This window comes from Klebsiella sp. 64 (genome assembly GCF_018223915.1).
Taxonomy (GTDB): domain Bacteria; phylum Pseudomonadota; class Gammaproteobacteria; order Enterobacterales; family Enterobacteriaceae; genus Klebsiella; species Klebsiella pneumoniae.
Window position 1 is genome coordinate 1 of sequence record NZ_JAGRQZ010000043.1, and the last position, 24,894, is coordinate 24,894.

At 60.7% G+C, this 24,894-nt stretch carries 27 protein-coding genes and 3 tRNA genes; 20 read left to right on the top strand and 10 right to left on the bottom strand.

Annotation, left to right across the window (positions count from 1 at the left end):
* The 12 genes from KHQ23_RS24390 to cobT all read left to right on the top strand — a co-directional run.
* A partial coding sequence (locus KHQ23_RS24390) for a cobalamin biosynthesis protein (RefSeq protein WP_211777062.1) occupies positions 1-370 on the top strand: 370 nt, incomplete at its 5' end.
* A complete protein-coding gene (locus KHQ23_RS24395; RefSeq protein WP_004143930.1) occupies positions 370-1,095 on the top strand; it encodes a precorrin-3B C(17)-methyltransferase in 726 nt (241 codons plus the stop codon). The genes KHQ23_RS24390 and KHQ23_RS24395, both read left to right, overlap by 1 nt.
* Positions 1,092-1,877 carry a cobalt-precorrin-6A reductase gene (locus KHQ23_RS24400; protein WP_002915627.1) on the top strand — a complete coding sequence of 262 codons (786 nt, stop codon included), beginning with the start codon at positions 1,092-1,094 and terminating at the stop codon, positions 1,875-1,877. The genes KHQ23_RS24395 and KHQ23_RS24400 overlap by 4 nt, the downstream gene beginning before the upstream one ends.
* 10 nt (positions 1,878-1,887) lie before the next feature.
* A complete protein-coding gene (locus KHQ23_RS24405) occupies positions 1,888-2,682 on the top strand; it encodes a sirohydrochlorin cobaltochelatase (RefSeq protein ID WP_004174588.1) in 795 nt (264 codons plus the stop codon).
* A complete protein-coding gene (locus KHQ23_RS24410) occupies positions 2,679-3,392 on the top strand; it encodes a cobalt-factor II C(20)-methyltransferase (protein WP_029602199.1) in 714 nt (237 codons plus the stop codon). Before KHQ23_RS24405 ends, KHQ23_RS24410 begins: the two co-directional genes overlap by 4 nt.
* Positions 3,389-4,126 (top strand): cobalt ECF transporter S component CbiM, encoded by a 738-nt coding sequence (cbiM, locus tag KHQ23_RS24415; RefSeq protein ID WP_002915621.1) that lies wholly within the window; start codon positions 3,389-3,391, stop codon positions 4,124-4,126. The genes KHQ23_RS24410 and cbiM overlap by 4 nt, the downstream gene beginning before the upstream one ends.
* 1 nt (position 4,127) lies before the next feature.
* Positions 4,128-4,409, top strand: coding sequence for an energy-coupling factor ABC transporter substrate-binding protein (locus KHQ23_RS24420; protein WP_002915619.1), 282 nt, complete (start codon positions 4,128-4,130; stop codon positions 4,407-4,409).
* Positions 4,396-5,073 carry an energy-coupling factor ABC transporter transmembrane protein gene (locus KHQ23_RS24425; protein ID WP_021312840.1) on the top strand — a complete coding sequence of 226 codons (678 nt, stop codon included), beginning with the start codon at positions 4,396-4,398 and terminating at the stop codon, positions 5,071-5,073. The genes KHQ23_RS24420 and KHQ23_RS24425 overlap by 14 nt, the downstream gene beginning before the upstream one ends.
* 8 nt (positions 5,074-5,081) lie before the next feature.
* Positions 5,082-5,906 carry an energy-coupling factor ABC transporter ATP-binding protein gene (locus KHQ23_RS24430; RefSeq protein ID WP_002915614.1) on the top strand — a complete coding sequence of 275 codons (825 nt, stop codon included), beginning with the start codon at positions 5,082-5,084 and terminating at the stop codon, positions 5,904-5,906.
* Complete coding sequence (locus KHQ23_RS24435) at positions 5,903-7,426, top strand: cobyric acid synthase (RefSeq protein ID WP_023285511.1); 1,524 nt, start codon at positions 5,903-5,905, stop codon at positions 7,424-7,426. The genes KHQ23_RS24430 and KHQ23_RS24435 overlap by 4 nt, the downstream gene beginning before the upstream one ends.
* A complete protein-coding gene (gene cobU, locus KHQ23_RS24440; RefSeq protein ID WP_004174597.1) occupies positions 7,420-7,965 on the top strand; it encodes a bifunctional adenosylcobinamide kinase/adenosylcobinamide-phosphate guanylyltransferase in 546 nt (181 codons plus the stop codon). The genes KHQ23_RS24435 and cobU overlap by 7 nt, the downstream gene beginning before the upstream one ends.
* 43 nt (positions 7,966-8,008) lie before the next feature.
* Positions 8,009-9,064 carry a nicotinate-nucleotide--dimethylbenzimidazole phosphoribosyltransferase gene (gene cobT, locus KHQ23_RS24445; RefSeq protein WP_023285510.1) on the top strand — a complete coding sequence of 352 codons (1,056 nt, stop codon included), beginning with the start codon at positions 8,009-8,011 and terminating at the stop codon, positions 9,062-9,064.
* Between the two features lie 95 nt (positions 9,065-9,159).
* Here cobT and KHQ23_RS24450 read toward each other — a convergent pair.
* From KHQ23_RS24450 to KHQ23_RS24460, 3 genes are all read right to left on the bottom strand, one after another.
* Positions 9,160-9,236: transfer RNA gene (locus KHQ23_RS24450), tRNA-Met, on the bottom strand.
* 32 nt (positions 9,237-9,268) lie between these two features.
* Positions 9,269-9,345: transfer RNA gene (locus KHQ23_RS24455), tRNA-Met, on the bottom strand.
* A 33-nt stretch (positions 9,346-9,378) separates the two neighbouring features.
* Positions 9,379-9,455: transfer RNA gene (locus tag KHQ23_RS24460), tRNA-Met, on the bottom strand.
* Positions 9,456-9,665: 210 nt separating this feature from the next.
* On the opposite strand from KHQ23_RS24460, the gene mltA reads away from it, so the two are divergent.
* Together mltA and tcdA are read left to right on the top strand one after the other, a co-directional pair.
* A complete protein-coding gene (gene mltA, locus KHQ23_RS24465) occupies positions 9,666-10,763 on the top strand; it encodes a murein transglycosylase A (RefSeq protein ID WP_002915579.1) in 1,098 nt (365 codons plus the stop codon).
* An 87-nt stretch (positions 10,764-10,850) separates the two neighbouring features.
* The gene (tcdA, locus tag KHQ23_RS24470) at positions 10,851-11,672 is read left to right on the top strand and encodes a tRNA cyclic N6-threonylcarbamoyladenosine(37) synthase TcdA (RefSeq protein WP_002915577.1); all 822 of its coding nucleotides are present in this window, start codon (positions 10,851-10,853) and stop codon (positions 11,670-11,672) included.
* 42 nt (positions 11,673-11,714) lie between these two features.
* Here tcdA and csdE read toward each other — a convergent pair whose 3' ends face one another.
* Positions 11,715-12,146 carry a cysteine desulfurase sulfur acceptor subunit CsdE gene (csdE, locus tag KHQ23_RS24475; protein WP_004142894.1) on the bottom strand — a complete coding sequence of 144 codons (432 nt, stop codon included), beginning with the start codon at positions 12,144-12,146 and terminating at the stop codon, positions 11,715-11,717.
* Positions 12,146-13,351, bottom strand: a complete 1,206-nt coding sequence (gene csdA, locus KHQ23_RS24480) for a cysteine desulfurase CsdA (protein ID WP_004174604.1) — start codon at positions 13,349-13,351, stop codon at positions 12,146-12,148. Before csdA ends, csdE begins: the two co-directional genes overlap by 1 nt.
* Before the next feature lie 197 nt (positions 13,352-13,548).
* Here csdA and KHQ23_RS24485 point away from each other — a divergent pair, with 197 nt between their 5' ends.
* From KHQ23_RS24485 to rlmM, 4 genes are all read left to right on the top strand, one after another.
* Positions 13,549-13,773, top strand: coding sequence for a YgdI/YgdR family lipoprotein (locus tag KHQ23_RS24485; RefSeq protein WP_002915549.1), 225 nt, complete (start codon positions 13,549-13,551; stop codon positions 13,771-13,773).
* 351 nt (positions 13,774-14,124) lie between these two features.
* Positions 14,125-15,042, top strand: a complete 918-nt coding sequence (gene gcvA / locus KHQ23_RS24490; protein WP_002915545.1) for a glycine cleavage system transcriptional regulator GcvA — start codon at positions 14,125-14,127, stop codon at positions 15,040-15,042.
* A 19-nt stretch (positions 15,043-15,061) separates the two neighbouring features.
* A complete protein-coding gene (locus tag KHQ23_RS24495) occupies positions 15,062-15,457 on the top strand; it encodes a DUF423 domain-containing protein (RefSeq protein WP_002915543.1) in 396 nt (131 codons plus the stop codon).
* Positions 15,450-16,550 (top strand): 23S rRNA (cytidine(2498)-2'-O)-methyltransferase RlmM, encoded by a 1,101-nt coding sequence (gene rlmM, locus KHQ23_RS24500; RefSeq protein WP_002915541.1) that lies wholly within the window; start codon positions 15,450-15,452, stop codon positions 16,548-16,550. Before KHQ23_RS24495 ends, rlmM begins: the two co-directional genes overlap by 8 nt.
* A 48-nt stretch (positions 16,551-16,598) precedes the next feature.
* On the opposite strand, the gene fucR is transcribed toward rlmM, so the two are convergent.
* The 5 genes from fucR to fucP form a co-directional block, all read right to left on the bottom strand.
* A complete protein-coding gene (gene fucR, locus KHQ23_RS24505) occupies positions 16,599-17,309 on the bottom strand; it encodes an L-fucose operon activator (protein ID WP_004142883.1) in 711 nt (236 codons plus the stop codon).
* 58 nt (positions 17,310-17,367) lie between these two features.
* Positions 17,368-17,790 (bottom strand): L-fucose mutarotase, encoded by a 423-nt coding sequence (gene fucU / locus KHQ23_RS24510; protein ID WP_002915538.1) that lies wholly within the window; start codon positions 17,788-17,790, stop codon positions 17,368-17,370.
* A 1-nt stretch (position 17,791) separates the two neighbouring features.
* A complete protein-coding gene (fucK, locus tag KHQ23_RS24515) occupies positions 17,792-19,210 on the bottom strand; it encodes an L-fuculokinase (protein WP_023342619.1) in 1,419 nt (472 codons plus the stop codon).
* 107 nt (positions 19,211-19,317) lie between these two features.
* On the bottom strand, positions 19,318-21,093 hold the full coding sequence (fucI, locus tag KHQ23_RS24520) for an L-fucose isomerase (protein WP_073553607.1): 1,776 nt from the start codon (positions 21,091-21,093) through the stop codon (positions 19,318-19,320).
* Positions 21,094-21,125: 32 nt separating this feature from the next.
* Complete coding sequence (fucP, locus tag KHQ23_RS24525; protein ID WP_004151076.1) at positions 21,126-22,436, bottom strand: L-fucose:H+ symporter permease; 1,311 nt, start codon at positions 22,434-22,436, stop codon at positions 21,126-21,128.
* A gap of 566 nt (positions 22,437-23,002) precedes the next feature.
* On the opposite strand from fucP, the gene fucA reads away from it, so the two are divergent.
* Both fucA and fucO read left to right on the top strand, forming a co-directional pair.
* Positions 23,003-23,650, top strand: coding sequence for an L-fuculose-phosphate aldolase (gene fucA / locus KHQ23_RS24530; protein ID WP_002915470.1), 648 nt, complete (start codon positions 23,003-23,005; stop codon positions 23,648-23,650).
* 27 nt (positions 23,651-23,677) lie between these two features.
* Positions 23,678-24,826, top strand: coding sequence for a lactaldehyde reductase (gene fucO, locus KHQ23_RS24535; RefSeq protein ID WP_004149581.1), 1,149 nt, complete (start codon positions 23,678-23,680; stop codon positions 24,824-24,826).
* The last annotated feature ends 68 nt before the right edge of the window (positions 24,827-24,894 follow it).

Here is a 24,894-nt window from a genome sequence, read left to right on the forward strand (position 1 = left end):
GCGGGTGGTGGCGGGGATCGGCTGTCGGCGCGACACCCCCTGCGCGCTGCTCAGTAAGTTGCTGGATCGCCAGCTTGCCGCTCAGCGTCTTGACCCGCTGGCGCTGAAAGCGATCGGCAGCGTGAGCCTGAAGGCAAACGAGCCGGGGTTGCGCCAGCTGGCTCACCGCTGCCGGGTGCCGTTCGAAACCTTTAGCGCCGAGGCGCTGCGCGAGCACGAGCACCGCTTTCCGGCCTCGTCTTTTGTCCGGGAGACGGTCGGCGTCGGCAGCGTCTCCGGCCCGGTGGCCTGGCTGCTGAGTCAGGGAAACCTGTCCGGCGAAACCCTGCGTGAGCAGGGCGTGACCATTACTTTGGGAGTAACACACTGATGTTAAGCGTAATCGGAATTGGCCCTGGCTCGCAGGCGATGATGACCATGGAAGCCGTGGAGGCCCTGCAGGCGGCAGAGATCGTGGTGGGCTACAAGACCTACACCCACCTGGTAAAAGCCTTTACCGGCGACAAGCAGGTGATCAAAACCGGCATGTGCAAAGAGATTGAGCGCTGCCAGGCGGCCATCGAGCTGGCGCAGGCCGGGCACAACGTTGCGCTGATCAGCAGCGGCGACGCCGGCATCTACGGCATGGCGGGGCTGGTGCTGGAGCTGGTTAATAAGCAGCAGCTGGACATTGAGGTCCGTCTGATCCCAGGGATGACGGCCAGTATCGCCGCCGCCTCGCTGCTCGGCGCGCCGCTGATGCATGATTTCTGCCATATCAGCCTTAGCGATCTGCTGACGCCCTGGCCGGTGATTGAAAAACGCATAGTCGCCGCCGGGGAAGCGGACTTCGTTATCTGTTTCTACAACCCCCGCAGCCGCGGCCGCGAAGGACATCTGGCGCGCGCCTTTGCGCTGCTGGCGGCCAGTAAAAGCGCAGATACGCCGGTCGGCGTAGTCAAATCCGCCGGACGCAAAAAGCAGGAGAAATGGCTGACCACCCTCGGGGAGATGGATTTTGCCCCAGTGGATATGACCAGTCTGGTGATCGTTGGCAACAAAGCGACTTACATCGACAACGGCCTGATGATCACCCCGCGAGGCTACGCGCTGTGAATCACGGCGACGTGCTGGTTATCGGGGGCACCAGCGATGCGCGGGCGATCTGCCAGCAGCTGGACGCCGCCGACGTGCGCTACACCCTGTCGGTGGCGACCCCTACCGGCGAGCGGCTGGCCGGCGATATCCGCGGGCAGATACGCTGCGGGCGTATGGAGTGGCAGCAGATGGCGGAGTGGCTCAGAGCGCAGCGCACCCGCTGGGTGATCGATGCCTCTCACCCCTACGCCGAGGTGGTCAGCCAGAATATTGTGCGCGCCTGCGCCAGCGTCGGGGTTCTGCTCAGCCGCTATCAAAGGCCGGAGCAGCTGAGCGATCTGCGCCATCCGCTACTTCACGTGGTCGGCGATCTGAACGAGGCCTGCGCGGTGGCTCGTCGCCTCGGCGAGCGGATCCTGCTGACCACCGGCAGCAAAGATCTGGCGGCCTGGCGGGCGGGACTGGCGGAGAAAACGCTGCTCGCCCGGGTGCTGCCGGTGCCGGAGGTGGTTCAGCACTGTAGCGATCTGGGGTTTGGCGTCGGGGAGATCTTCGCCCTCTGCGGGCCGTTCAGCGCCGAATTTAACGCCGCCTTTTATCGCCAGTGCCGGGCCGATGTTGTGGTGACGAAAGCCTCGGGGGCGGAAGGAGGCTATCAGGAAAAAGTACAACCCTGTCTTGATGCGGGGATCCCCTGCATCGTCATTACCCGTCCGGCGCCGCTGGTGACGGGCGATGAACTACTGCAAAGCCAGGCCGATTTCACTGCGCGGCTGACGCGCTGGCTGTCGGCGACTTGAGGAAGAGGATATGAAAAAAGCACTTCTGGTGGTGAGCTTTGGCACCAGCTATCACGACACCCGCGAGAAGAACATCGCCGCCTGCGAGCGCGATCTGGCCGCCAGCTGCCCGGACCGCACGCTGTTCCGCGCCTTCACCTCGGGGATGATTATTCGCAAACTGCAGCAGCGCGATGGTATTCATATCGATACTCCGCTGCAGGCTCTGCAAAAGCTGGCCGAGCAGGGATACCAGGATGTGGCTATCCAGTCCCTGCACATTATCAACGGCGACGAGTACGAGAAGATCGTTCGCGAAGTGCAGAGTATGCGCCCGCGCTTTCAGCGTCTGACGCTGGGCGCGCCGCTGTTGAGCGGTCATGGCGATTATGTGCAGCTGATGCAGGCCCTGCGCCAGCAGATGCCGCCGCTGGCGGCGACGGAGCGAGTGGTGTTTATGGGGCACGGCGCCAGCCACCACGCCTTCGCGGCCTACGCCTGTCTGGATCATATGATGGCGGTGCAGGGTTTTCCGGCGCGGGTGGGGGCGGTGGAAAGCTATCCCGAAGTGGACATCGTCATTAACGAACTCTCCCGCCAGGGCGTGACCGGCGTGCATCTGATGCCGCTGATGCTGGTGGCCGGCGATCATGCCATTAATGATATGGCCTCCGACGAAGACGATTCGTGGAAAACCCGCTTCAATGCCGCCGGTATCCCCGCCACGCCGTGGCTTAACGGGTTAGGGGAGAATCCGGCGGTGCGGGCGATGTTTGTCGCCCATCTGCAGCAGGCGCTGAACGACACGATGGAGAAAGCAGCATGAGCGGCAAACTATACGCCCTGAGCAGCGGGCCGGGGGCGGCCGATCTGATCACCGTGCGTGCGGCGCGGATCCTCGGCCAGCTGGATGTGCTGTATGCGCCAGCCGGCCGCAAAGGCGGCGACAGCCTGGCGCTCTCCATCGTACGCGAGTACCTGGGCGCACACACGGAGGTCCGCTGCTGCCATTTTCCGATGAGCGCCGACAGCGCGGAAAAAGAGGCGGTGTGGAACGACGTTGCCGCGGCGCTGGCCCAGGAGGTGGCGGCGGGCAGGCAGGTCGGGTTTATCACCCTCGGCGACGCCATGTTGTTCAGCACCTGGGTCTTTCTGCTGCAGCGGATTGGCTGCCCGGAGTGGCTGGAGATTGTCCCTGGCGTTACCTCCTTCGCCGCCATTGCCGCGCGGGCGAAAACCCCGCTGGCCATGGAGCAGCAGTCGCTGGCGGTCATCTCCTGCACCGCGCCGGAAGCGGACATTGCTGCGGCGCTGCGCCAGCATGACAGTCTGGTGCTGATGAAAGTCTACGGCCGCTTCGCCCGCATTAAGGCGCTGCTGGCGCAGGCGGGGCTGCTGGATGCGGCGCTGATGATGTCAGAGGCCACCCTGCCGGGCGAGCAGTGCTGGCGCCGTCTGCGCGAGGTCAGCGATGACCAGCCGCTGCCCTATTTCTCGACCATCCTGGTTAACAAACAGTGGGAGGAGGCGGAATGAATCAGGTGAAATCGCTGAAGCAGCTTTCGTATGGGGGGCTGGCGGCCGCTGTTCTGCTGATCATCGTCCCGCAGGAGGCGTTCGCCATGCATATCATGGAGGGCTTTTTGCCGCCGATGTGGGCGCTGGCGTGGTGGTTGCTGTTTTTACCCTGCCTGTGGTACGGCCTGGTGCGCCTGCGGCGTATCGTCCAGGAAGAGAGCAATCAGAAGGTGCTGCTGGCCCTCTGCGGGGCGTTTATTTTTGTTCTTTCGGCGCTGAAGATCCCGTCGGTGACCGGCAGCTGCTCGCATCCGACCGGCGTCGGTCTGGCGGTGATCCTCTTCGGGCCGGGCGTGGTGGCGGTGCTGGGGGCGATCGTTCTGCTGTTCCAGGCGCTGCTGCTGGCGCATGGCGGCCTGACCACCCTTGGCGCCAACGGGATGTCGATGGCGGTAATCGGCCCGATGGTCGGCTATCTGGTGTGGAAGCTGGCCTGTCGGGCGGGGATCCGTCGCGATGTCGGGGTCTTTCTCTGCGCCATGCTGGCGGATCTGATGACCTACTTTGTCACCTCCGTCCAGCTCGGGGTGGCCTTTCCCGATCCGGCAACCGGGGCAGGCGGATCGATCGCCAAGTTTATGGGCATCTTCTGCCTGACGCAGATCCCGATCGCCATCGCGGAAGGCTTGCTCACCGTGATGATCTACGATCAGCTAACCAAACGGCGACTGATCGCCGCGGAGGCACATTAATATGAAAAAGACCCTGATCCTGTTGGCGATGGTGGCCGCCCTGATGATCCTGCCATTTTTTATTAACCACGGCGGCGAGTTTGGCGGCTCGGACGGCGAAGCGGAGAGCCAGATCCAGGTGGTGGCGCCGGATTATCAACCCTGGTTCCAGCCGCTATATGAACCGGCGAGCGGCGAGATTGAGAGCCTGCTGTTTACCCTGCAGGGCTCGCTGGGCGCGGCGGTGATTTTTTACATTCTCGGATATGCGAGGGGCAGACAGCGCCGTGATGACCGGGTTTGACCGACTCAGCTACCAGAGCCGCTGGCTGCAGGTGGAGCCAGAGCGTAAGTTTCTGCTCTGGCTGCTGCTGATGGCGCTGGCCTTTACGCTGCCGGCGTGGGGCCAGGCGCTGACGCTGGCGCTGACCGCCGCGCTGACCTGCTGGCTGCTGCGGGTCTCATTCTGGCGCTGGTGCCGCTGGATGGCGCTACCCTTTGGCTTTTTGCTGGTCGGCGTGCTGACCATTGTGTTCAGCGTCAGCCGCGATCCGCAGATGCTGTTAGCGAGCTTTCGGCTGGGCGCTTTCTCGATAGGGATTTCCGCCCAGGGGCTGGCCGTGGCCGGGGAGACCTTCTGGCGCAGCCTGGCGGCGATGGCGGCGACGCTCTGGCTGGTGCTTAATCTGCCTTTCCCGCAGTTGATTATTTTACTCAAGCGCGGTCGCGTACCGCGGCTGTTGACGGAGCAGATCCTGCTGACCTGGCGCTTCATTTTTATTCTGTTAGACGAGGCGATGGCGATTCACCGCGCGCAAACTTTGCGTTTTGGCTATGGTAGCGTGCCGCAGGGCTATCGCTCGCTGGCGATGCTGGTGGGACTGCTGTTCACCCGCGTCCTCCTGCGCTATCAACAGATGAGCACGGCGCTGGATATCAAATTGTACCAGGGTGATTTTCACCTCTAAGGATAAGTATGCTTGCCACAACCGATCTCTGGTTTCGCTATCAGGATGAGCCGGTACTTAAAGGGCTGACGCTGGATTTTTCCCGCCATGCGGTGACCGGCCTGGTGGGGGCCAACGGCTGCGGAAAGTCGACGCTGTTTATGAACCTGAGCGGCCTGCTGCGCCCGCAGCAGGGGGCGGTGCTGTGGCAGGGAGAGGCGCTGAATTACAGCAAGCGCGGTCTGCTGGCGCTGCGCCAGCAGGTGGCGACGGTGTTTCAGGATCCGGATCAGCAAATCTTCTATACCGATATCGACAGCGATATCGCTTTTAGTCTGCGTAACCTCGGGGTGGCGGAAGAGGAGATCGCCCGCCGGGTGGATGAGGCGTTGACCCTCGTCGATGCCCAGGGGTTTCGCCAGCAGCCGATCCAGTGCCTCAGCCATGGGCAGAAAAAACGGGTGGCAATCGCCGGGGCGCTGGTGCTGCAGGCGCGCTACCTGCTGCTTGACGAGCCCACCGCGGGCCTCGATCCACGCGGGCGGGCGCAGATGATCGCCATCATCCGCCGCATTGTCGGGCAGGGGCGGCGCGTGGTGATCTCCAGCCACGATATCGATCTGATCTATGAGGTGAGCGACGCCGTTTACGTGCTGCGTCACGGCGAAGTGCTGGCCGCGGGGGATCCCGGCGAGGTATTTGCCTGCGCGGAGACGATGGACCGGGCAGGATTGACCCAGCCGTGGCTGGTGAAACTTCATAGCGAACTGGGGCTGCCGCTGTGTAAAACCGAGGCGGAGTTTTTTCAGCGGATGCACAACAACGCGATAGGCGCGATAAAGGAGGCGTCATGACGCTGGCAGTGATGTTGCAGGGCACGGCTTCCGACGTTGGGAAAAGCGTGCTGGTGGCGGGACTGTGCCGCATTTTTCATCAGGATGGGCTGCGTACCGCGCCGTTTAAATCACAGAATATGGCGCTGAACTCCGGCATTACGCCGGATGGCAAAGAGATGGGCCGGGCGCAGATTTTCCAGGCCGAAGCGGCAGGGATCGCCCCGGATGTCCGCATGAACCCGATTTTGCTCAAGCCCACCAGCGACCGTCAGGCGCAGGTGGTCCTGATGGGGCAGGTGGCGACCAGCATGGACGCGGTGAGCTATCACCAGTACAAGCCGCGCCTGCGCGAGCAGATCCTCGCGGTCTACCAGAGCCTGGCCGGGGAGTATGAGGCGCTGGTGCTGGAAGGGGCCGGCAGTCCGGCGGAGATTAACCTGCGCGACCGCGATATCGTCAATATGGGCATGGCCGAGATGGCGCAATGCCCGGTGATCCTGGTGGCCGATATCGACCGCGGCGGGGTGTTTGCCGCGATTTACGGCACGCTGGCGCTGCTGCAGCCTCAGGAGCGGGCGCGGGTGAAAGGGGTGATCATCAATAAATTCCGCGGCGATGTGGCGCTCCTGCGCTCCGGGATAGAGCAAATCGAGGCGTTGACCGGGGTGCCGGTGCTGGGCGTTATGCCATGGCTTGACGTGGATCTCGAGGATGAGGACGGCGTCGCGCTGCAGGCCGGGAAATACCATCGCACCGACCGGCGCGATATCGACATCGCCGTGGTTCACCTGCCGCATATCGCCAATTTTACCGACTTTAACGCCCTGGCGGCGCAGCCAGACGTCCGGGTGCGCTATGTCCGCGATCCGCAGGCGCTGGCCGACGCCGACCTGGTCATTCTCCCGGGCAGTAAAAATACCCTCGGCGATCTGTGCTGGCTGCGCGAGAGCGGCATGGCGCACGCGGTCGAGCAGGCCCGGCAGCGCAAGGTGCCGCTGCTGGGGATCTGCGGCGGCTATCAGATGCTGGGCGAAACCATTATCGATGAGGTGGAGTCTGGCCTTGGCGCCCAGCCCGGGCTGGGGGTGCTGAAGACCGTGACCCACTTCGCCCAGCACAAAACCACCACCCAGGTGCAGGCGACCCTGGGGTCTGCGCTCCCGGATTGGTTAGCCGACGCGGCGAGGCTGCGCGTCAGTGGCTATGAAATTCATATGGGCGAGACGCGCCGCGAGGCAGGCTGCCCGCCGCTGCTGCAGCTGCATAAAGCGGGGCAGGCAGTGGACGACGGGGCGATAAGCGACGACGGCCTGGCGTTCGGCACCTATCTCCATGGCCTGTTCGACAGCGATGCCTTTACCCGGGCGCTGCTCAACGGCCTGCGCCAGCGCAAAGGGCTGGCGCCGCTGGACAGCGCCCTGGAGTATGCCCGCTATAAAACCCGGCAGTTTGATCGGCTGGCCGAGGCCATGCGCGAACATATCGCCATCGATAAAATTTACGCCATCATGCGCCAACATCAGGAGCCCCTATGCTGACTCTGGTTACCGGCGGCGCGCGCAGCGGCAAAAGTCGCCATGCCGAGGCGCTGATTGCCGATGCGCCGCAGGTGTTATATATCGCCACCTCGCAAATCTTTGACGACGAGATGGCCGCAAGGATCCAGCATCATCGCGACGGCAGGCCCGCCCACTGGCGCACCGCCGAGCGCTGGCAGCAGCTTGATGAACTGATCACCCCGGCTATCGCCCCAGAGGAGGCGATTTTGCTGGAATGCATCACCACCATGGTCACCAACCTGCTGTTCGCGCTCGGCGGCGACAGCGACCCCGACGGCTGGGATTACGCCGCCATGGAACGGGCTATTGATGACGAAATTGGCGTGCTGATTGCCGCCTGTCAGCGCTGTCCGGCGCACGTCGTGCTGGTGACCAACGAGGTGGGGATGGGCATTGTGCCGGAGAACCGCCTGGCGCGGCATTTTCGCGATATTGCCGGGCGGGTCAATCAGCGCCTGGCGGCCGCGGCGGATGCGGTCTGGCTGGTGGTCTCCGGCATCGGCGTCAAAATCAAATAACTCAATCGCTGGCTGACTGGGCCAGCCCTGGCAGGGATTCTGTATGCAAAATTTAAACACGGTTCTGCGGGCGATCCCCGCGCCGGACACCGACGCCATGGCGCGGGCACAGCAACACATCGACGGCTTACTCAAGCCCCCCGGCAGCCTCGGGCGTCTGGAGGCGCTGGCGGTGCAGCTGGCGGGAATGCCCGGCCTGGGCGGCCAGCCGCAGGTGGCGAAAAAGGCCCTGCTGGTGATGTGCGCCGACCATGGAGTGTGGGACGAAGGGGTGGCGATTTCGCCGAAGGCGGTCACCGCCATCCAGGCGGCAAATATGACCCGCGGCACCACCGGCGTCTGCGTGCTCGCCGCCCAGGCCGGGGCGAAAGTGCATGTAATTGATGTCGGTATCGATAGCGAACCGCTGCCCGGCGTGGTGAATATGCGGGTGGCGCGGGGCTGCGGCAATATTACCCGCGGCCCGGCGATGAGCCGTGAGCAGGGGCAGGAGCTGTTGCTGGAGGTGATGCGCTACACCCGCGCGCTGGCCCAGGAGGGCGTTACCCTGTTTGGCGTCGGCGAACTGGGGATGGCCAATACCACGCCGGCGGCAGCGATCGTCAGCGTTTTGACCGGCAGCGATGCGCAGGAGGTGGTCGGGATTGGCGCCAATCTGCCGCTGGCGAAGGTTGGCAACAAGGTGGAGGTGGTGCGGCGGGCTATCGCCGTCAATCAGCCCGACCCGAATGATGGCCTCGACGTACTGAGCAAAGTCGGTGGTTTCGATCTGCTGGGGATGACCGGTGTCATGCTGGGGGCGGCGTCCTGTGGGCTGCCGGTGGTGCTGGATGGCTTTCTCTCCTACGCGGCGGCGCTGGCGGCGTGTCAGATAGCGCCGGAGGTGAAACCGTATCTGATCCCGTCCCACTATTCGGCGGAGAAGGGGGCGCGTATCGCGCTGGCGCACCTGGGTCTCGAACCGTATCTCAATATGGGCATGCGTCTGGGAGAAGGCAGCGGCGCGGCGCTGGCGATGCCGATCGTCGAGGCGGCCTGCGCGATGTACCATCGCATGGGCATGCTGGCGGCAAGCAATATTGTGTTACCGAAGGGGTAAGCAGGAGATGGGGGCGGCAATGGCCGTTCCCGTTTTCGGCAGAGGTTTTGCCGGCGGCAGAAACAAAAAAACACCCTTGAGGGTGTTTGTAATGTTGGTTGCGGGGGCCGGATTTGAACCGACGACCTTCGGGTTATGAGCCCGACGAGCTACCAGGCTGCTCCACCCCGCGTCACCGTACTGCTTCACTTTGTCAAATTTGATTGGTTGCGGGGGCCGGATTTGAACCGACGACCTTCGGGTTATGAGCCCGACGAGCTACCAGGCTGCTCCACCCCGCGTCACCGTACTGCTTTACTTCATCAAATTTTAATTGGTTGCGGGGGCCGGATTTGAACCGACGACCTTCGGGTTATGAGCCCGACGAGCTACCAGGCTGCTCCACCCCGCGTCCGTGGAAGCGCACTATACTCCGCTAGCGAGATGATGCAACCTTTTTTCGACCAAATCGACATTTTTGTAAGAATTGGCTTATAAAACGCCATGTTGTGGTGTTTTTTTACACAAATCTGTGCCATCGATGAGATCGCGCATTTCAATAGCTCCGGCGCTTTGTTATCTTCAACACGCACTAAGGCTTCGCAGCAAAAGATGAGACACCATGAAAGGACGTTGGGCAAAATATGTAGCGACGGGGGCAATGCTGGCCATGCTCGCCGCCTGTTCCTCAAAACCGACCGACCGCGGTCAGCAATATAGCGATGGCAAGTTCACCCAGCCGTTTTCACTGGTAAACCAGCCGGATGCCGTCGGGGCGCCGATCAACGCCGGCGACTTCTCCGAGCAGGTTAATCAAATTCGTAACGCCTCGCCACGCCTCTATAATAGCCAGAGCAACGTCTATAACGCGCTGCAGGAGTGGCTGCGCGCCGGCGGCGACACCCGTACGCTGCGCCAGTTTGGCATCGACGCCTGGCAGATGCAGGGCGTCGACAACTATGGCAACGTCCAGTTTACCGGCTACTACACGCCGGTGGTGCAGGCGCGCCACACCCGTCAGGGCGAATTCCAGTACCCCATTTACCGTATGCCGCCAAAGCGCGGTAAGCTGCCTTCCCGCGCCAGCATCTATGCCGGCGCGCTGAGCGATAACTATGTGCTGGCGTACAGCAACTCGTTGATGGATAACTTCATCATGGACGTGCAGGGCAGCGGCTATATCGACTTTGGCGATGGTTCGCCGCTCAACTTCTTTAGCTATGCCGGGAAAAACGGCTGGCCCTATCGCAGCATCGGCAAAGTGCTGATCGACCGCGGGGAAGTGAAGAAAGAAGATATGTCGATGCAGGCGATCCGCGAGTGGGGTGAAAAGCACAGCGAAGCGGAAGTGCGCGAGCTGCTGGAGCAGAACCCGTCGTTCGTGTTCTTTAAACCGCAGTCTTTCGCGCCGGTGAAAGGGGCCAGCGCTGTGCCGCTGATCGGCCGCGCCTCGGTGGCCTCCGACCGGTCGATTATTCCGCCAGGAACCACCTTGCTGGCCGAGGTGCCTCTGCTGGATAATAACGGCAAGTTTAACGGCCAGTACGAACTGCGCCTGATGGTCGCCCTCGACGTCGGCGGGGCCATCAAAGGCCAGCATTTCGACATCTATCAGGGCATTGGGCCTGACGCGGGCCACCGTGCCGGCTGGTATAACCACTACGGCCGCGTATGGGTGCTGAAAAACGCCCCGGGCGCGGGGAATGTTTTTAGCGGCTAACTCCCCTGGCCATGCCTGTTGACCAGGGCGCCCGGATGACGCCGCTTGCGGCGGCCTCCGGGCGCTGTCATTTTGTTCTGAGGTTCTATGTCTGTTGTAATCAGCGATGCCTGGCGCCAGCGTTTTGGCGGTACGGCACGTTTATATGGTGAAAAAGCGCTGCAATGTTTTGCCGACGCCCACGTCTGCGTGGTCGGGATCGGCGGGGTCGGCTCCTGGGCGGCGGAAGCGCTGGCGCGGACCGGCATCGGGGCGATCACCCTTATCGATATGGACGATGTCTGCGTCACCAACACCAATCGTCAGATCCATGCCCTCAGCGGCAACGTCGGGCTGGCGAAAGCGGAGGTGATGGCGGAGCGTATTCGTCTCATCAACCCGGAGTGTCGGGTGACGGTGGTGGATGATTTCGTGACCCCGGAAAACGTGGCGGAATATCTTGGCGTCGGCTTTAGCTATGTTATCGACGCGATCGATAGCGTCCGGCCGAAAGCGGCGCTTATCGCCTGGTGTCGCCGCTACAAGGTGCCGCTGGTGACTACCGGCGGGGCGGGCGGTCAGATTGACCCAACGCAGATCCAGGTCGCGGACCTGGCGAAGACCATCCAGGATCCGCTGGCGGCCAAACTGCGCGAGCGGCTGAAAAGCCAGTTTGGGGTGGTGAAAAACAGCAAAGGTAAGCTCGGTGTAGACTGCGTCTTCTCTACGGAAGCGCTGGTCTACCCGCAGGCGGACGGCAGCGTCTGCGCAATGAAGAGCACGGCGGAAGGGCCGAAGCGGATGGACTGCGCTTCCGGCTTTGGCGCGGCGACGATGGTGACCGCGACCTTCGGGTTCGTCGCGGTGTCGCATGCCCTGAAGAAGATGCTGGCGAAAGCGCAGCGTGACGCTGCGGCTTCCGGAAAGTAGTTTCCCCATCGGGCGCGGCGGCGGGAAAGCGAAATCGTGAGATTACCTTTCGCGGGCGGCGGCGAGCACCGCCTCGCTCAGGGCGCTGAGGCCCTGGCTGCGCGAGGCGCTGAGCTGGCCGCGCAGCCCCAGCTCGTCGAACAGCGCCAGCGGATCCTGCGCCAGGATCCCGGCGCGGGTTTTTCCTTCCACGGCGGTTAAAAGTACCGCCAGCAGACCGCGCACAATCCTTCCTTCGCTGTCGCCAAAGAAGTGCAGCCTGCCCTCGGCGTCCTCCTCATAGCCCAGCCAGACGCGGTTCTCACAGCCGGCAATCTCATGGGCCTGCGCTTTGCGCTCGTCGGTCAGCGTCGGCAGCTTTTTGCCCAATAAAATCAGCTGACGGTATTTATCCTCCCACTGGTTCAGCGGGGCGAAGATCTGGCGCAGCGTAGCGTCGGTAATGGTTGTGCCGAAGGGGTGCAGAGTTGTCATTAATCCACCAGAATTTCCAGGGCGCGATCCACCGCGTGGACCAGCGCCGCAACATCGTCTTGGGTATTGTAGGGGGCGAAAGAGGCCCGCAGGGTGCCGCTGACCCCTAAGGCAGCCAGCAGCGGCTGGGCGCAGTGTTGTCCGGCGCGCAGGGCAATGCCGGACTCCGCCAGCAGCGTCACCAGATCGCTGTGATGAATACCCTCAAATTCAAAGGCCAGCAGGCTTGACTGCTGGCAGCGGAAAGAGCGGAAGCCCGGCCGTTTCGCCAGTTCCTCTTCCGCCAGGCTCGCCAGACTGCGGCTCCAGTTTTCCGCCTGGCCGATATCGCTCTGCGCCAGCCACTCCAGCGCGGCGCTGAGGCCGATAACCCCGGCGACATTCGGCGTACCGGCCTCGAGGCCATAGGGGGCCGGCTGCGGCGTAAAGCCGTCAAAGCTGACCTCGGCGATCATTTTCCCGCCGCCGAGCCAGGGCGACATCGCTGCCAGCAGCTCGCTTTTGCCGTACAGGGCGCCGATCCCGGTCGGGCCATACAGCTTATGGCCGGAAAAGGCGTAAAAATCGATATCCAGCGCCTGCACGTCAGCGGGGAAATGCACCGCCCCCTGGGCGCCATCAACCATCACCACCATCCCGGCGGCGTGGGCAAGGCGGATAGCCTGGGCCAGGTCCGGGCAGCCGCCGGTGACGTTGGACATCTGGCCGATGGCCAGCACCCGGCTGCGCGGGGTAATCAGCGCGCTGAGGCTGGCGATATCCGGCAGACGGTCGGCGCCAAGCGGCAGTTTGACCACTCTGGCGCCGGTCTGCCCGGCCACCATCAGCCAGGGCACGAGGTTGGCATGATGCTCGGCTTCGCTAACGATAATTTCATCGCCAGGCTGCAGGCGCGGCCGGACGTAGCTTTGCGCCACCATATTGATGGCCTCGGTGGTCCCCCGCGTCCAGACGATATCTTTGCCGGAAGGGGCGTTAAGCCACGCCGCCACGCGATCGCGGGCCGCCTCGTAGCGCTCGGTCAGCCGCTGGGCGGCGGCGAACTGGCTGCGATGGACATTGCCGGCGCTCAGGCGATAAAACTGGTCGCTGGCGTCGATCACCGCCAGCGGTTTGAGCGCTGTCGCCGCGCTGTCGAGATAGACGCCGGCATCGGCCAGAGCCGGAAACTGCGCGCGAAAGTGCGCCGGGTTGAATGCGTTCATGGAATTCCTCGTATCAATACCGCGATCGTCGCGCAATTTGCCGGGCGTGACAAGGTCTCTGCGTCCTGTGGAATTGTCCGAATGTGACTCCACGTCGGTCAAAGAGGGTTATGCTGAAAAGTGTTGGGTTTGTGTTTTAACCTATTACTTAACGAGTTACGAATAGTATAAATAGCCGTAAGGAGAGAAGAATGAAAATGACTAAGGCCGCTGCGATTATCTCTGCCTGTATGCTGACTTTAGGCCTGAGCGCCTGTTCCTCTAACTATGTGATGCATACCAACGATGGGCGGACCATCGTTACCGACGGGAAACCGCAAACCGATAATGACACTGGCATGATCTCGTATAAAGACGCGTGGGGCAACAAACAGCAGATCAATCGCTCTGACGTGAAACAACTGGGTGAACTGGACGAGTAAGGCAGTAAAAAGGCAAAAAAAAGCACCGCGCGTTGCGGTGCTACATTAAATCACTATGGACAGACAGGGTAAATGTACAGGAAGTGAAAAGGGGTAGCTTTGCTACCAGGGTCTGCAAAAACAGACCAATTGCAAACACAACAACACAACATCACAACCGTAAGCCAAAAGCTTGATGGAACACGCATTCCAAAAAAAGCTTCTCGTTCCGGCTCAGGAAGTGCCGCCACTATAGGTATTTGCTGGTAGAACCTCAACGGACAATTTATAATGGCTCAGATAAAAAAAACTAATAGGTTAATCATTGTTTCCTATTTGTTAAATTGAGTTAACATCTAAGCCAGAATAACCATGTCGAAGCGATTACCACCTCTGAATGCATTACGTGTTTTTGATGCAGCCGCACGTCATCTCAGCTTCACTCGGGCAGCCGATGAGCTTTTTGTGACGCAGGCCGCAGTCAGCCATCAAATCAAGTCTCTCGAGGATTTTCTGGGCCTTAAGCTGTTCCGTCGGCGCAATCGTTCGCTGCTGTTAACGGAAGAAGGGCAGAGCTATTTTCAGGATATTAAAGAGATTTTTTCGCAACTGACGGAAGCGACGCGTAAACTGCAGGCGCGCAGCGCCAAAGGGGCATTAACGGTCAGTTTATTGCCAAGTTTCGCCATTCAGTGGCTGGTGCCAAGACTCACAAGCTTTAACTCAGCTTATCCGGGAATCGACGTCAGGATCCAGGCGGTGGACCGTCAGGAGGATAAGCTGGCGGACGATGTCGATGTGGCGATTTTTTATGGTCGCGGCAACTGGCCGGGCCTGCGTGTGGAAAAATTGTACGCCGAGTATCTGCTGCCGGTCTGTTCCCCGCTCTTGCTCACCGGCGACAAAGCATTGAAAACGCCTGCCGATCTGGCGCAACATACCCTGCTTCACGATGCGTCCCGCCGCGACTGGCAAACTTATACCCGTCAGCTTGGTCTAAGCCATATTAATGTGCAGCAGGGGCCGATTTTCAGCCATAGCGCGATGGTGCTGCAGGCGGCCATTCACGGGCAGGGCGTGGCGCTGGCCAACAACGTCATGGCGCAGTCCGAAATTGAAGCCGGTCGTCTGGTGTGTCCGTTTAATGATGTTCTGGTCAGTAAGAATGCGTTTTACCTTGTTTGCCATGACAGTCAGGCAGAACTGGGTAAAATAGCCGCTTTCCGGCAGTGGATCCTGGCGAAAGCGGCAAGTGAACAAGAAAAATTCCGCTTTCGTTATGAACAATAATTACTTGTAGGGTAACAACATGACCAGCCGTTTTATGCTGATATTCGCCGCGATTAGCGGCTTTATCTTTGTGGCTCTGGGCGCCTTTGGCGCGCATGTCTTAAGTCAATCGCTCGGCGCGGCGGAGATGGCCTGGATCCATACCGGCCTGGAGTATCAGGCCTTCCATACCCTGGCGATTTTTGGTCTGGCGGTGGCGATGCAGCGTCGGATCAGTATCTGGTTCTACTGGAGCAGCGTATTTCTGGCGTTAGGGACCGTGCTGTTCAGCGGCAGCCTCTATTGTCTGGCGCTCTCTCATTTACGTCTGTGGGCGTTCGTGACCCCGGTGGGCGGCGTAAGCTTCCTCGCCGGTTGGGTTTTAATGTTAATTGGTGCAATTCGTCTGAAACGTAAGGGCGTTGTTCATGAATAAGGTTGTCCTCTATTGTCGCCCTGGTTTTGAGAAAGAGTGCGCAGCAGAAATTACCGATAAGGCAGCCCGCCTTGAGGTGTTTGGTTTTGCCCGGGTCAAAGAAGACTCTGGCTATGTAATTTTTGAAGGTTATCAGCAGGACGACGGCGAGAAGCTGGTGCGCGATCTGCCGTTCAGCTCGCTGATTTTCGCCCGTCAGATGTTTGTGGTCGGCGAACTGCTGCGCGACCTGCCGCCGGAGGATCGCATAACCCCGATCGTCGGCATGCTGCAGGGCGTGGTGGAGAAGGGTGGCGAGCTGCGTGTGGAAGTGGCGGATACCAACGAAAGCAAAGAGCTGATGAAGTTCTGCCGCAAGTTTACGGTGCCGTTACGCGCGGCGCTGCGCGAGGCGGGCGTGCTGACCAACTATGAAACGCCAAAGCGACCGGTGGTGCATGTGTTCTTTATCGCACCCGGCTGCTGCTATACCGGCTACTCATACAGCAACAACAACTCACCGTTCTATATGGGCATTCCGCGGCTGAAGTTTCCCTCCGACGCCCCGAGCCGTTCCACCCTCAAGCTGGAAGAGGCGTTCCACGTCTTTATTCCGGCGGACGAGTGGGACGAGCGTCTGGCGAACGGCATGTATGCCGTCGATCTCGGCGCCTGCCCGGGCGGCTGGACCTATCAGCTGGTGAAGCGCAACATGTGGGTCTCTTCGGTCGATAACGGCCCGATGGCCCAGAGCCTGATGGATACCGGCCAGGTGACCTGGCTGCGCGAAGACGGTTTCCGCTATCGTCCGAACCGCAACAACATCTCGTGGATGGTCTGCGATATGGTGGAGAAACCGGCGAAGGTGGCGGCGCTGATGGCGCAGTGGCTGGTCAACGGCTGGTGCCGGGAGACCATCTTCAACCTCAAGCTGCCGATGAAAAAGCGCTATGAAGAGGTGTCGCAGAATCTGGCCTATATTCAGGCCCAGCTGGACGAGCACGGCGTTAACGCCCAGATCCAGGCGCGTCAGCTGTATCACGATCGTGAAGAGGTGACCGTTCACGTGCGCCGCCTGTGGGCCGCCGTCGGCGGACGTCGCGACGAGCGTTAATCCTTCCCCCTCAGGCCGGAGACGCGTGCGCATCCTCCGGCCTTCCCCTTAAGGCTGCGGCGCATCCGACACAATATGCGTCACGTCATCCAGATGACCAATCCTCGCCTCGCCGGAGCGGTTGAACTTGCTTTTGTCGATCAGCAGCAGCGACTGCGCCGCCCGCTTAAGCAGGATCGATTTGAAGTCGGCATTGAACGCATTGGAGTCCCACAGCGCGCCCTGCGGGTCGATGCCTTCGCAGGAAAAAATAAACAGATCGATCTCCAGCGATTTCAGCTGGGAAATCAGCGCCGGGTTCACGTAGCAGCCATATTTCCGCTGCAGAGTGCCGCCGGAGCAGGTGAGCGTGATCTGGTCGCGTTTGGCCAGCTCCTGGCAGATGGGCTGGCTGTTGGTAAAGACGTGCAGCGGGCGGTCCGGCAGCTGGCGGGCGAGATACCAGCAGGTGGAGCTGGCATCGAGGGCGATCACCATCCCTTCGTCAATCCAGGCCAGCGCTTCGCGGGCGATGTCGGCTTTATGCGCGTAATGGCTTTTCAGGCGCATGTGGAAAGGATCGCCGCTGTCCTGGCTGCGCTGGTGGATCACTTTGGCCCGGCCGTGGTTACGCAGCACTTTGCCCTGCGCCTGCAGCTCGCTCAGATCGCGGCGAATAGTTTCCCTGCTGACGTTGAGCTGTTTTGACAACGTTTCGGTGGTCAGGCTGCTGTGGGTGATCAGGAGATCGACGATCGCCTGCTGGCGGGCTGCTTTCATTTATTCTCATCCCATCATTGATTGAGCGTCTGCATCAGGCAGAGGCTCCGGCATGAGATTACGGCGTGACTCCTTTTTTTAAAAGGATATTTCCGTACTTAGCGCACTCTCCTGTGATAACGATCGCAAAGGCTTTTTGCGCCCGGTCGTAGAAGGCAAAGCGGTCAATCCGCACGATATCCGGGCAGGGGGCCTGCGCTGAGAGCGCCTGCCGATAGCGTTGTTCCACCGTCGGGTCGAGCGCATCGCCTTCGACGGCGGCCATCATCACCACCGGCGGCGCATAGCTGTCTAATTCGAACAGCGGGATAATCGCCTGCAGCAGATCGCTGACTCGCAGGCCATCGGCGCGGATCACCTGCGGCCCCATGCTGTGCGCCGGGAAATGGGCATCGGAAAAAATGATTTCATCCCCATGGCCCATTTCGGCCAGCACTTTCAGCAGTTCCGGCGATATCAGCGGGGAAATGGTTTTGAGCATCTCAGGCTTCCTCTATCAGTTCAGGTTCAGTTTGCGGCCAGAAATAGCGGTAGCGGTACGCGACCTGCGCTCTGGCCTGTTCTGGCGAAGAGAACTCGCCCACGCCATACCAGCCAAACATCGCCGCGCCGGCCACGGTGGTTTCGGCATCGTCGAGGACTTTGATCGGTATCCCGAGTCGGTTGGCCTTGATCTGGTTCCATAGCGCGTTGCGGCTGCCGCCGCCCACCAGCAGCAGCTCTTTCGCCCTGAAGCCGCCGATTTTTTCCAGGGTTTGCAGATGCTGCGCCAGCTGATCGCTTAACCCCTCCAGCGCGGCGCGGTAAAAATGGCCGCGGGTGGTGTTGAGCGTGACGCCCTGCCAGCCGGCGTGCTGGCTGGCGAGCAGGTCGCACTGCATCCTGACGCCCTGGGCGCCGGGCGGGATCCCCTGCGCTTCGTCAATCAGCGTCTGCCATGGGGTGTCAGCGCTCCACAGCAGTTTGCGCACCCACTCGAGCACGCCGGAGGCCAGCCACTGCATCCCCGGGTTATAGCGGCCCGGCTGGCTGTCCAGCTCGCAGGTGGAGCCGCTGTAGTCACAGAGCAGCGAGGTGTCGACCTGCGCGCTGCGTACCATCAGGATCTCCCAGGTCCCGGAGGAGAGCACCGGCTCATCCTGCCCGGCGCCGGCGCCAAACAGAGCGAACTGGGTGTCATGCCCGGCCGAGATAACCGGGATCCCGACGGGAAGGCCCAGCAGCGCAGCGGCCTCCGGCAGCAGGGCGCCGATCGGCTGGCCTGCTTCAACCAGCCGCGGGAACAGGCGGCGCGGCAGGCCGGTCGCCTGCAGGATCGGCGCGCTGAAATCGCGCTGCCGGAGATCGAGCATCTGGCTGGTGCCCGCCATGGTGAGGTCGGTGGTGAACTCCCCGGTCAGCCGATGGTTGATCAGCGATGAAATAAACAGCCAGGCATGGGCCTGCGCCAGCAGCTGCGGGTGGTTCTCTTTCAGCCACACCAGCTTATACAGGGTGTTGAATGCAAACGCGCCGACGCCGGCTATCTGCTGCAGCTGGCGCGCGGGCATATACTGGCTGATTTTCTCCATCACCGCCGCGGTGCGCGGGCATTTCCAGCTGATGATCGGATACAGCAGGGCACCCTTCTCATCTACCAGCGCGCCATCGACGCCAAAGGTCGTGACGGTAATGCCGCGCACCGTGCAGGAGGCCAGCTGGTCATGGATCTGCCGACAGCAGTCGGCAAAGCGCTGCATAATGGCCTCCAGCGACCACTGGTGCCAGTCGCTTTTTTCCGCCGCGATGTCGCTGGCGTTCGCCGTTGCGGCGCGGGCGATAATGTTCCCTTGTCGATCCACGGCCATCGCCCGCACGTTCGTGGCGCCGCAGTCGAGGACCAGGATAACGTCTTGCTTCATAGTGACTCCCGAAACAACATTGCCGGATGGCGCAGCGCTTATCCGGCCTACAGACCGCGCGCGTCTGTAGGCCAGGTAAGCCTGCGCCTCCGGGCGAAACCAACCTGTTAACGCTTATACAGCGGCCCGTAGTTCTGGCAGGCGCGGTAGTCCTGGCCCTCGATATCCATGCCGTGCGCGGCCCAGGCGGAAGGGCGATAGATTTTCGCCGCTTCCACGTTGTGCATGCAGACCGGAATGCGCAGCATGGCGGCGAGGGTAATGAAATCTGCGCCAACGTGGCCGATGGTCAGCACGCCGTGGTTGGCGCCCCAGTTGGCCATCACCGAGTACACATCGCTGAACAGGCCCTTGCCGGTCAGGCGTGGGGCAAACCAGGTGGTGGGCCAGGTGGAGTTGGTGCGGGCGTCGAGCTGGTCGTGCATCGCTTTGGGCAGCGCTACGCTCCAGCCTTCGGCAATTTGCAGCACCGGCCCCAGACCTTTGATGATGTTCACCCGGGTCATGGTGAACGGCACGCCGCCTTCGGTCAGGAAGCGGGAAGAGAAGCCGCCACCGCGGAAGTATTCGTGGATCGCCGGGCACCATTCGGTCGCCGCGAGGCAGGCATCCGCCTCGCTCTGCTCAATCTCCCAGTGGGGTTTCATCGTCGGATTGCCCTGCGCGTCGCGCTGCTGGCAGGAGCCGTCCAGCGCCGCAGAGCCGGAGTTAATCAGGTGAATGATGCCGTGCTCCGCCCGCCCGGTGAGCGGCTGCCCGGTGACCCGTTCAACGGCATCCGGCGACCAGTAGGTGCGTACGTCGGCAAACACCTGGGCGGTGCCGGTGAGCTGATGGCCCATCAGCATGGCCACGCCGTTGAGGCTGTCGTTTTCGGTAGCGACGACAAACGGTTCGCGCACCCCGTTCCAGTCAAAAGAGCTGTTGAGCAGCGCTTCGGCGGTATCGCCATTGGGGTATTGATCGGTCCAGTGGCGCTGACCCTGGAAACCGGCGGCGATGGCGTTGTAGCCCAGCGACTCCTCCACCAGCCCTTTTTCTGCGAGCTTCGGGTTGCCCTGCATCATGTCGCGGATGCACATCGCCATCAGCAGGCTCTCTTTCAGCACCGCGCGGCTCTGCGTTTCATTGCGCTTATACTGCTCAGCGTTCTGATCTTCGCCGTAGCGGAAGTGTTTATCCGCCCACGCCAGCGCCATCTCCAGCTCGGTTTCATCATAGATTTTTTGATCGATTCGCCGGCGCAGCTCCGTCATGTCGACAGCCTGCACCTTCATGCCGAGCCAGGACTCAAAAAAGTTGTGGTCGACGATAGATCCGGCGATGCCCATTGAGACGCCGCCCAGCGACAGATAGCTTTTCCCTTTCATACTGGCGACAGCCAGGCCGGCGCGAGCGAAGCGCAACAGCTTTTCTTCGACATCCGCTGGGATCGACGTGTCATCGGCATCCTGCACGTCATGTCCGTAGATGGAGAACGCCGGGATCCCTTTCTGGCTATGGGCCGCCAGCGCCGCGGCCAGATAGACCGCCCCCGGACGCTCGGTGCCGTTAAAGCCCCAGATGGCCTTCGGGCGCAGCGGATCCATGTCGATGGTTTCGCTGCCGTAGCACCAGCAGGGGGTGACGGTGATGGTGACGCCGACGTTCTGGCTGCTGAATTTCTCTTCACAGGCGGCCGACTCGGCCATACCGGCGATGCAGGTATCGGCAATCACGCACTCCACCCGGGCGCCGCAGGCGTGGCGCAGTTTCTCGCTGATAAGCGCGGCGGTGGCTTTCGCCATGTTCATGGTTTGCGCTTCCAGCGACTCGCGGACCCCCATGCGACGACCATCGATTACCGGACGAATACCGATCTTCGGTAAGCTGATTTTTTTCATTACAGATCCCTCAGGTTATGCGGATAACAGGTTTAGTTCGTCGCCGCTTGTGAACGGAAACGGGCAAAAATAAAGATGATGGCGAAGCACAGCGCCGGGACCAGTTCGGCGGTCGGGATATTGCCGGCGGCGTCGCTGACAAAGCCCATCACCGGGGTAACGATCCCGCCGCCGATAATGGTCATGACGATAAATGACGAGCCATATTTGGTGTCCTGGCCCAGATGCTTAATCCCCAGCGAGAAGATGGTCGGGTACTGAATGGACATAAAGGCGCTGCACAGGGTCAGGGCCAGCAGACCGACGTGGCCGCCGCTGAAGGCGGAGAGCAAACAGAGCAGCATGGCGATAAACGCATAGATAGCGAGCACGTTGTGCGGCGCGAAGCGGCGGATAAGCCAGGTGCCGGTAAAACGGCCGATAAAGAAGCAGACCATGGTGGCGGTCAGGTAGTTGGCGGCGAAACCGGCCGTCATGCCCGGGATCTCTTCGATAGCGTAGCGAATCAGGTAGCTCCAGCAGGCGGTTTGCGCGCCGACGTAGCAGAACTGGGCCAGTACCGCCCAGCGCCAGTGGCGGATGCGCATCAGGCGCGTCAGCGAGGCGAAAAAAGTGCTCTGCGCGCTGTCGCTGTGGTCATCGCTTTGCAGGGAGGGGAAGCGGGTGCAGACGATCAGCAGGGCGACCAGCAGGACAATGGCCACGATAATCATATAGGGGGTTTGTACCGACAGGACCAGACTGTGCTTCCAGGCGCTGAGCTGTTCCGGCGTCATTTTATCCAGCACCTCCTGCGGCTGATGCGGGACGTTAGACAAAATAAGACTCTGGCCAAATACCACGGCAATAATGGCGCCGAATGAGTTAAAGGTCTGGGCCAGATTAAGGCGGAAGTGACCGCCGCTTTCCGGACCGAGGACGGTGACAAACGGGTTGGCCGCGGTTTCCAGACAGCCAAGCCCGGCAGCGATAATAAATAATCCAATGAGAAATAAGGTGTAATTCATCACTTCGGCGGCAGGCCAGAACAGCGCGGCGCCGCAGGCATATAAAAACAGACCCGTAAGGATGCCGGCTTTGTAGCTGAATTTTTTCATCAACATCCCGGCGGGGATGGGAATAATAAAATAGCCAAAGTAAAAGGCCGATTGAATTAATCCGGCCTGGAAGTTAGTCAGGGTAAAGGCCTGTTGAAATTGCGGCAATAAAATATCATTCAGATTATTAGCCACCGCCCACAGAAAAAAGAGGGAGCACAGCAGAGCGAAAGGAATAATGTAGCTCTTACTCTGCCCGCTCTCCATGGCGCGGTAACTTTGCGTTGGTATCGTTGTGTTTCCCATAGCGTCCTCATCAGTTCAGAAGCATTTACAACAGCATTCAGGGCGCAGTCTGGTGCTGCAGCAGACTGCAAAATTAAGTGAGCTCAGGTGACGCGCCGGTGAGTGAAATGAAAGTCACGGCGGAACTCATGGCTTCATTTTCAAATAAAAACCGTCTGTTAATATGATGATGGTCACACTTAACGTACTGTGGGCCATTTTATGTGATTATTGTCACTTTAATTTTTCAAAAACGCTGACCGTTTGAGAAAATAAATTCACAAAACCACAACGCTAATGACCGAATGAATATATATCGTGGAAAACGGGCAAATGTTACAAAGAAATAAAATGCCCGCTTGATGAAATATTATTAAGAACGGGCATTTTAATCTCTCTCGTAATGGGTATGGTTGCTTTATTCATGGCGGAATAATTGACGCGGCTCACAAAAAATAATCATGAAAATTCCCCTTTGAATATTCAGGTTGATGATGAAGACCATTATTCACCCTATCCCACGGTAGCCGACGATATTTCTGTTGCCCTGCCGTTGATGGATGATGAGTCACCAAAAGAGGAACGCAATGGAAAGAAACAGACTGGCCCGGCAGATTATCGATACCTGCCTGGAAATGACCCGCCTGGGGTTAAATCAGGGGACCGCCGGCAATGTCAGCGTGCGCTATCAGGGAGGAATGCTGATCACCCCTACCGGTATCCCATATGAAAAGCTGACGGAAGACAAGATCGTCTTTATTGATGCCGACGGCCAGCATGAGCAGGGAAAACTGCCCTCCAGCGAATGGCGTTTTCATCAGGCGGCCTACCAGACGCGACCCGATGCCCAGGCGGTGGTCCACAATCACGCTGTCCATTGTACGGCGGTGTCGATCCTCAACCGGCCCATCCCGGCCATCCACTATATGATCGCCGCGGCCGGCGGGAATTCGATCCCCTGCGCGCCCTATGCCACCTTCGGCACCCGCGAACTGTCTGAGCATGTCGCGGTGGCGCTGAAGCACCGCAAAGCCACGCTGCTGCAGCATCACGGCCTGATCGCCTGCGAGGCCAGCCTGGAGAAAGCGCTCTGGCTGGCGCATGAAGTGGAGGTCCTGGCCCAGCTCTACCTCAGTACGCTGGCGATTACCGACCCGGTCCCGGTGCTGGATGACGAGGCGATCGCCATCGTGCTGGAGAAGTTCAAAACCTACGGATTACGCATTGAAGAGTGATGCCGCAACGCTAACAGGAGAGCCACGATGGCAAACAGAATGATCCTCAATGAAACGGCATGGTTTGGCCGGGGGGCGATAAACGCATTAACCGATGAAGCGGTGCGGCGCGGCTATCGTAAAGCATTGATCGTCACCGACAGCACTCTCGCCCGCTGCGGCGTGGCGGCGAAAGTCACCGACAAACTGGATGCCGCCGGGCTGGCATGGGATATGTTCAGCGACGTGATCCCTAACCCGACCATCGCCGTGGTCCAGCAGGGGCTGCAGGCCTTTCAACGCAGCGGGGCGGATTACCTGATCGCCATCGGCGGCGGTTCGCCGCAGGATACCTGTAAGGCGATCGGTATTATTCAGCGTAACCCGGAATTCGCTGATGTCCGTAGCCTCGAGGGGCTGTCGCCCACCCGTCAGCCCAGCGTGCCGATCTTCGCGGTGCCGACCACCGCGGGTACCGCGGCGGAGGTGACGATTAACTATGTCATCACTGATGAAGAACAGCGGCGCAAATTCGTCTGTGTCGACCCGCACGATATTCCGCAGGTGGCCTTTATCGATGCCGATATGATGGACGCTATGCCGCCGGCGCTGAAGGCGGCTACCGGCGTGGACGCCCTGACGCATGCTATCGAAGGGTACCTCACTCGCGGCGCCTGGGCTTTGACCGATGCTCTGCACCTCAAGGCCATCGAGATCATCGCCGGCGCGCTGCGCGGCTCGGTTGCCGGCGACGCAGGCGCGGGGGAAGCTATGGCGCTCGGCCAGTATGTGGCGGGGATGGGATTTTCCAACGTCGGGCTCGGGCTGGTGCACGGCATGGCGCATCCGCTCGGCGCTTTTTACAACACGCCGCACGGCGTGGCGAATGCCATCCTGCTGCCGCACGTGATGCGCTTTAATGCTGAGGCGACCGGGGAAAAATATCGCGACATCGCCCGGGCGATGGGCGTCAGGGTGGAAGCGTTAAGCCTGACCGCCGCGCGCGAGGCGGCAGTAGAGGCGGTCTGCCAGCTTAACCGCGATGTCGGTATTCCCGGCCATCTGCGCGAGGTGGGCGTCAGGAAAGAGGATATTCCGGCGCTGGCCCAGGCGGCGCTGGCGGATGTGTGTACCGGCGGCAACCCGCGCGAGGCGAGCCTGGCGGATATCGTCGGGTTATATCAGGCGGCCTGGTGATTGCCTGGCCCGGGTAAAGCAGGCAGTGCCGGAGGCAGTCACCCTGCACCGGCGCACCTCTTAACGAA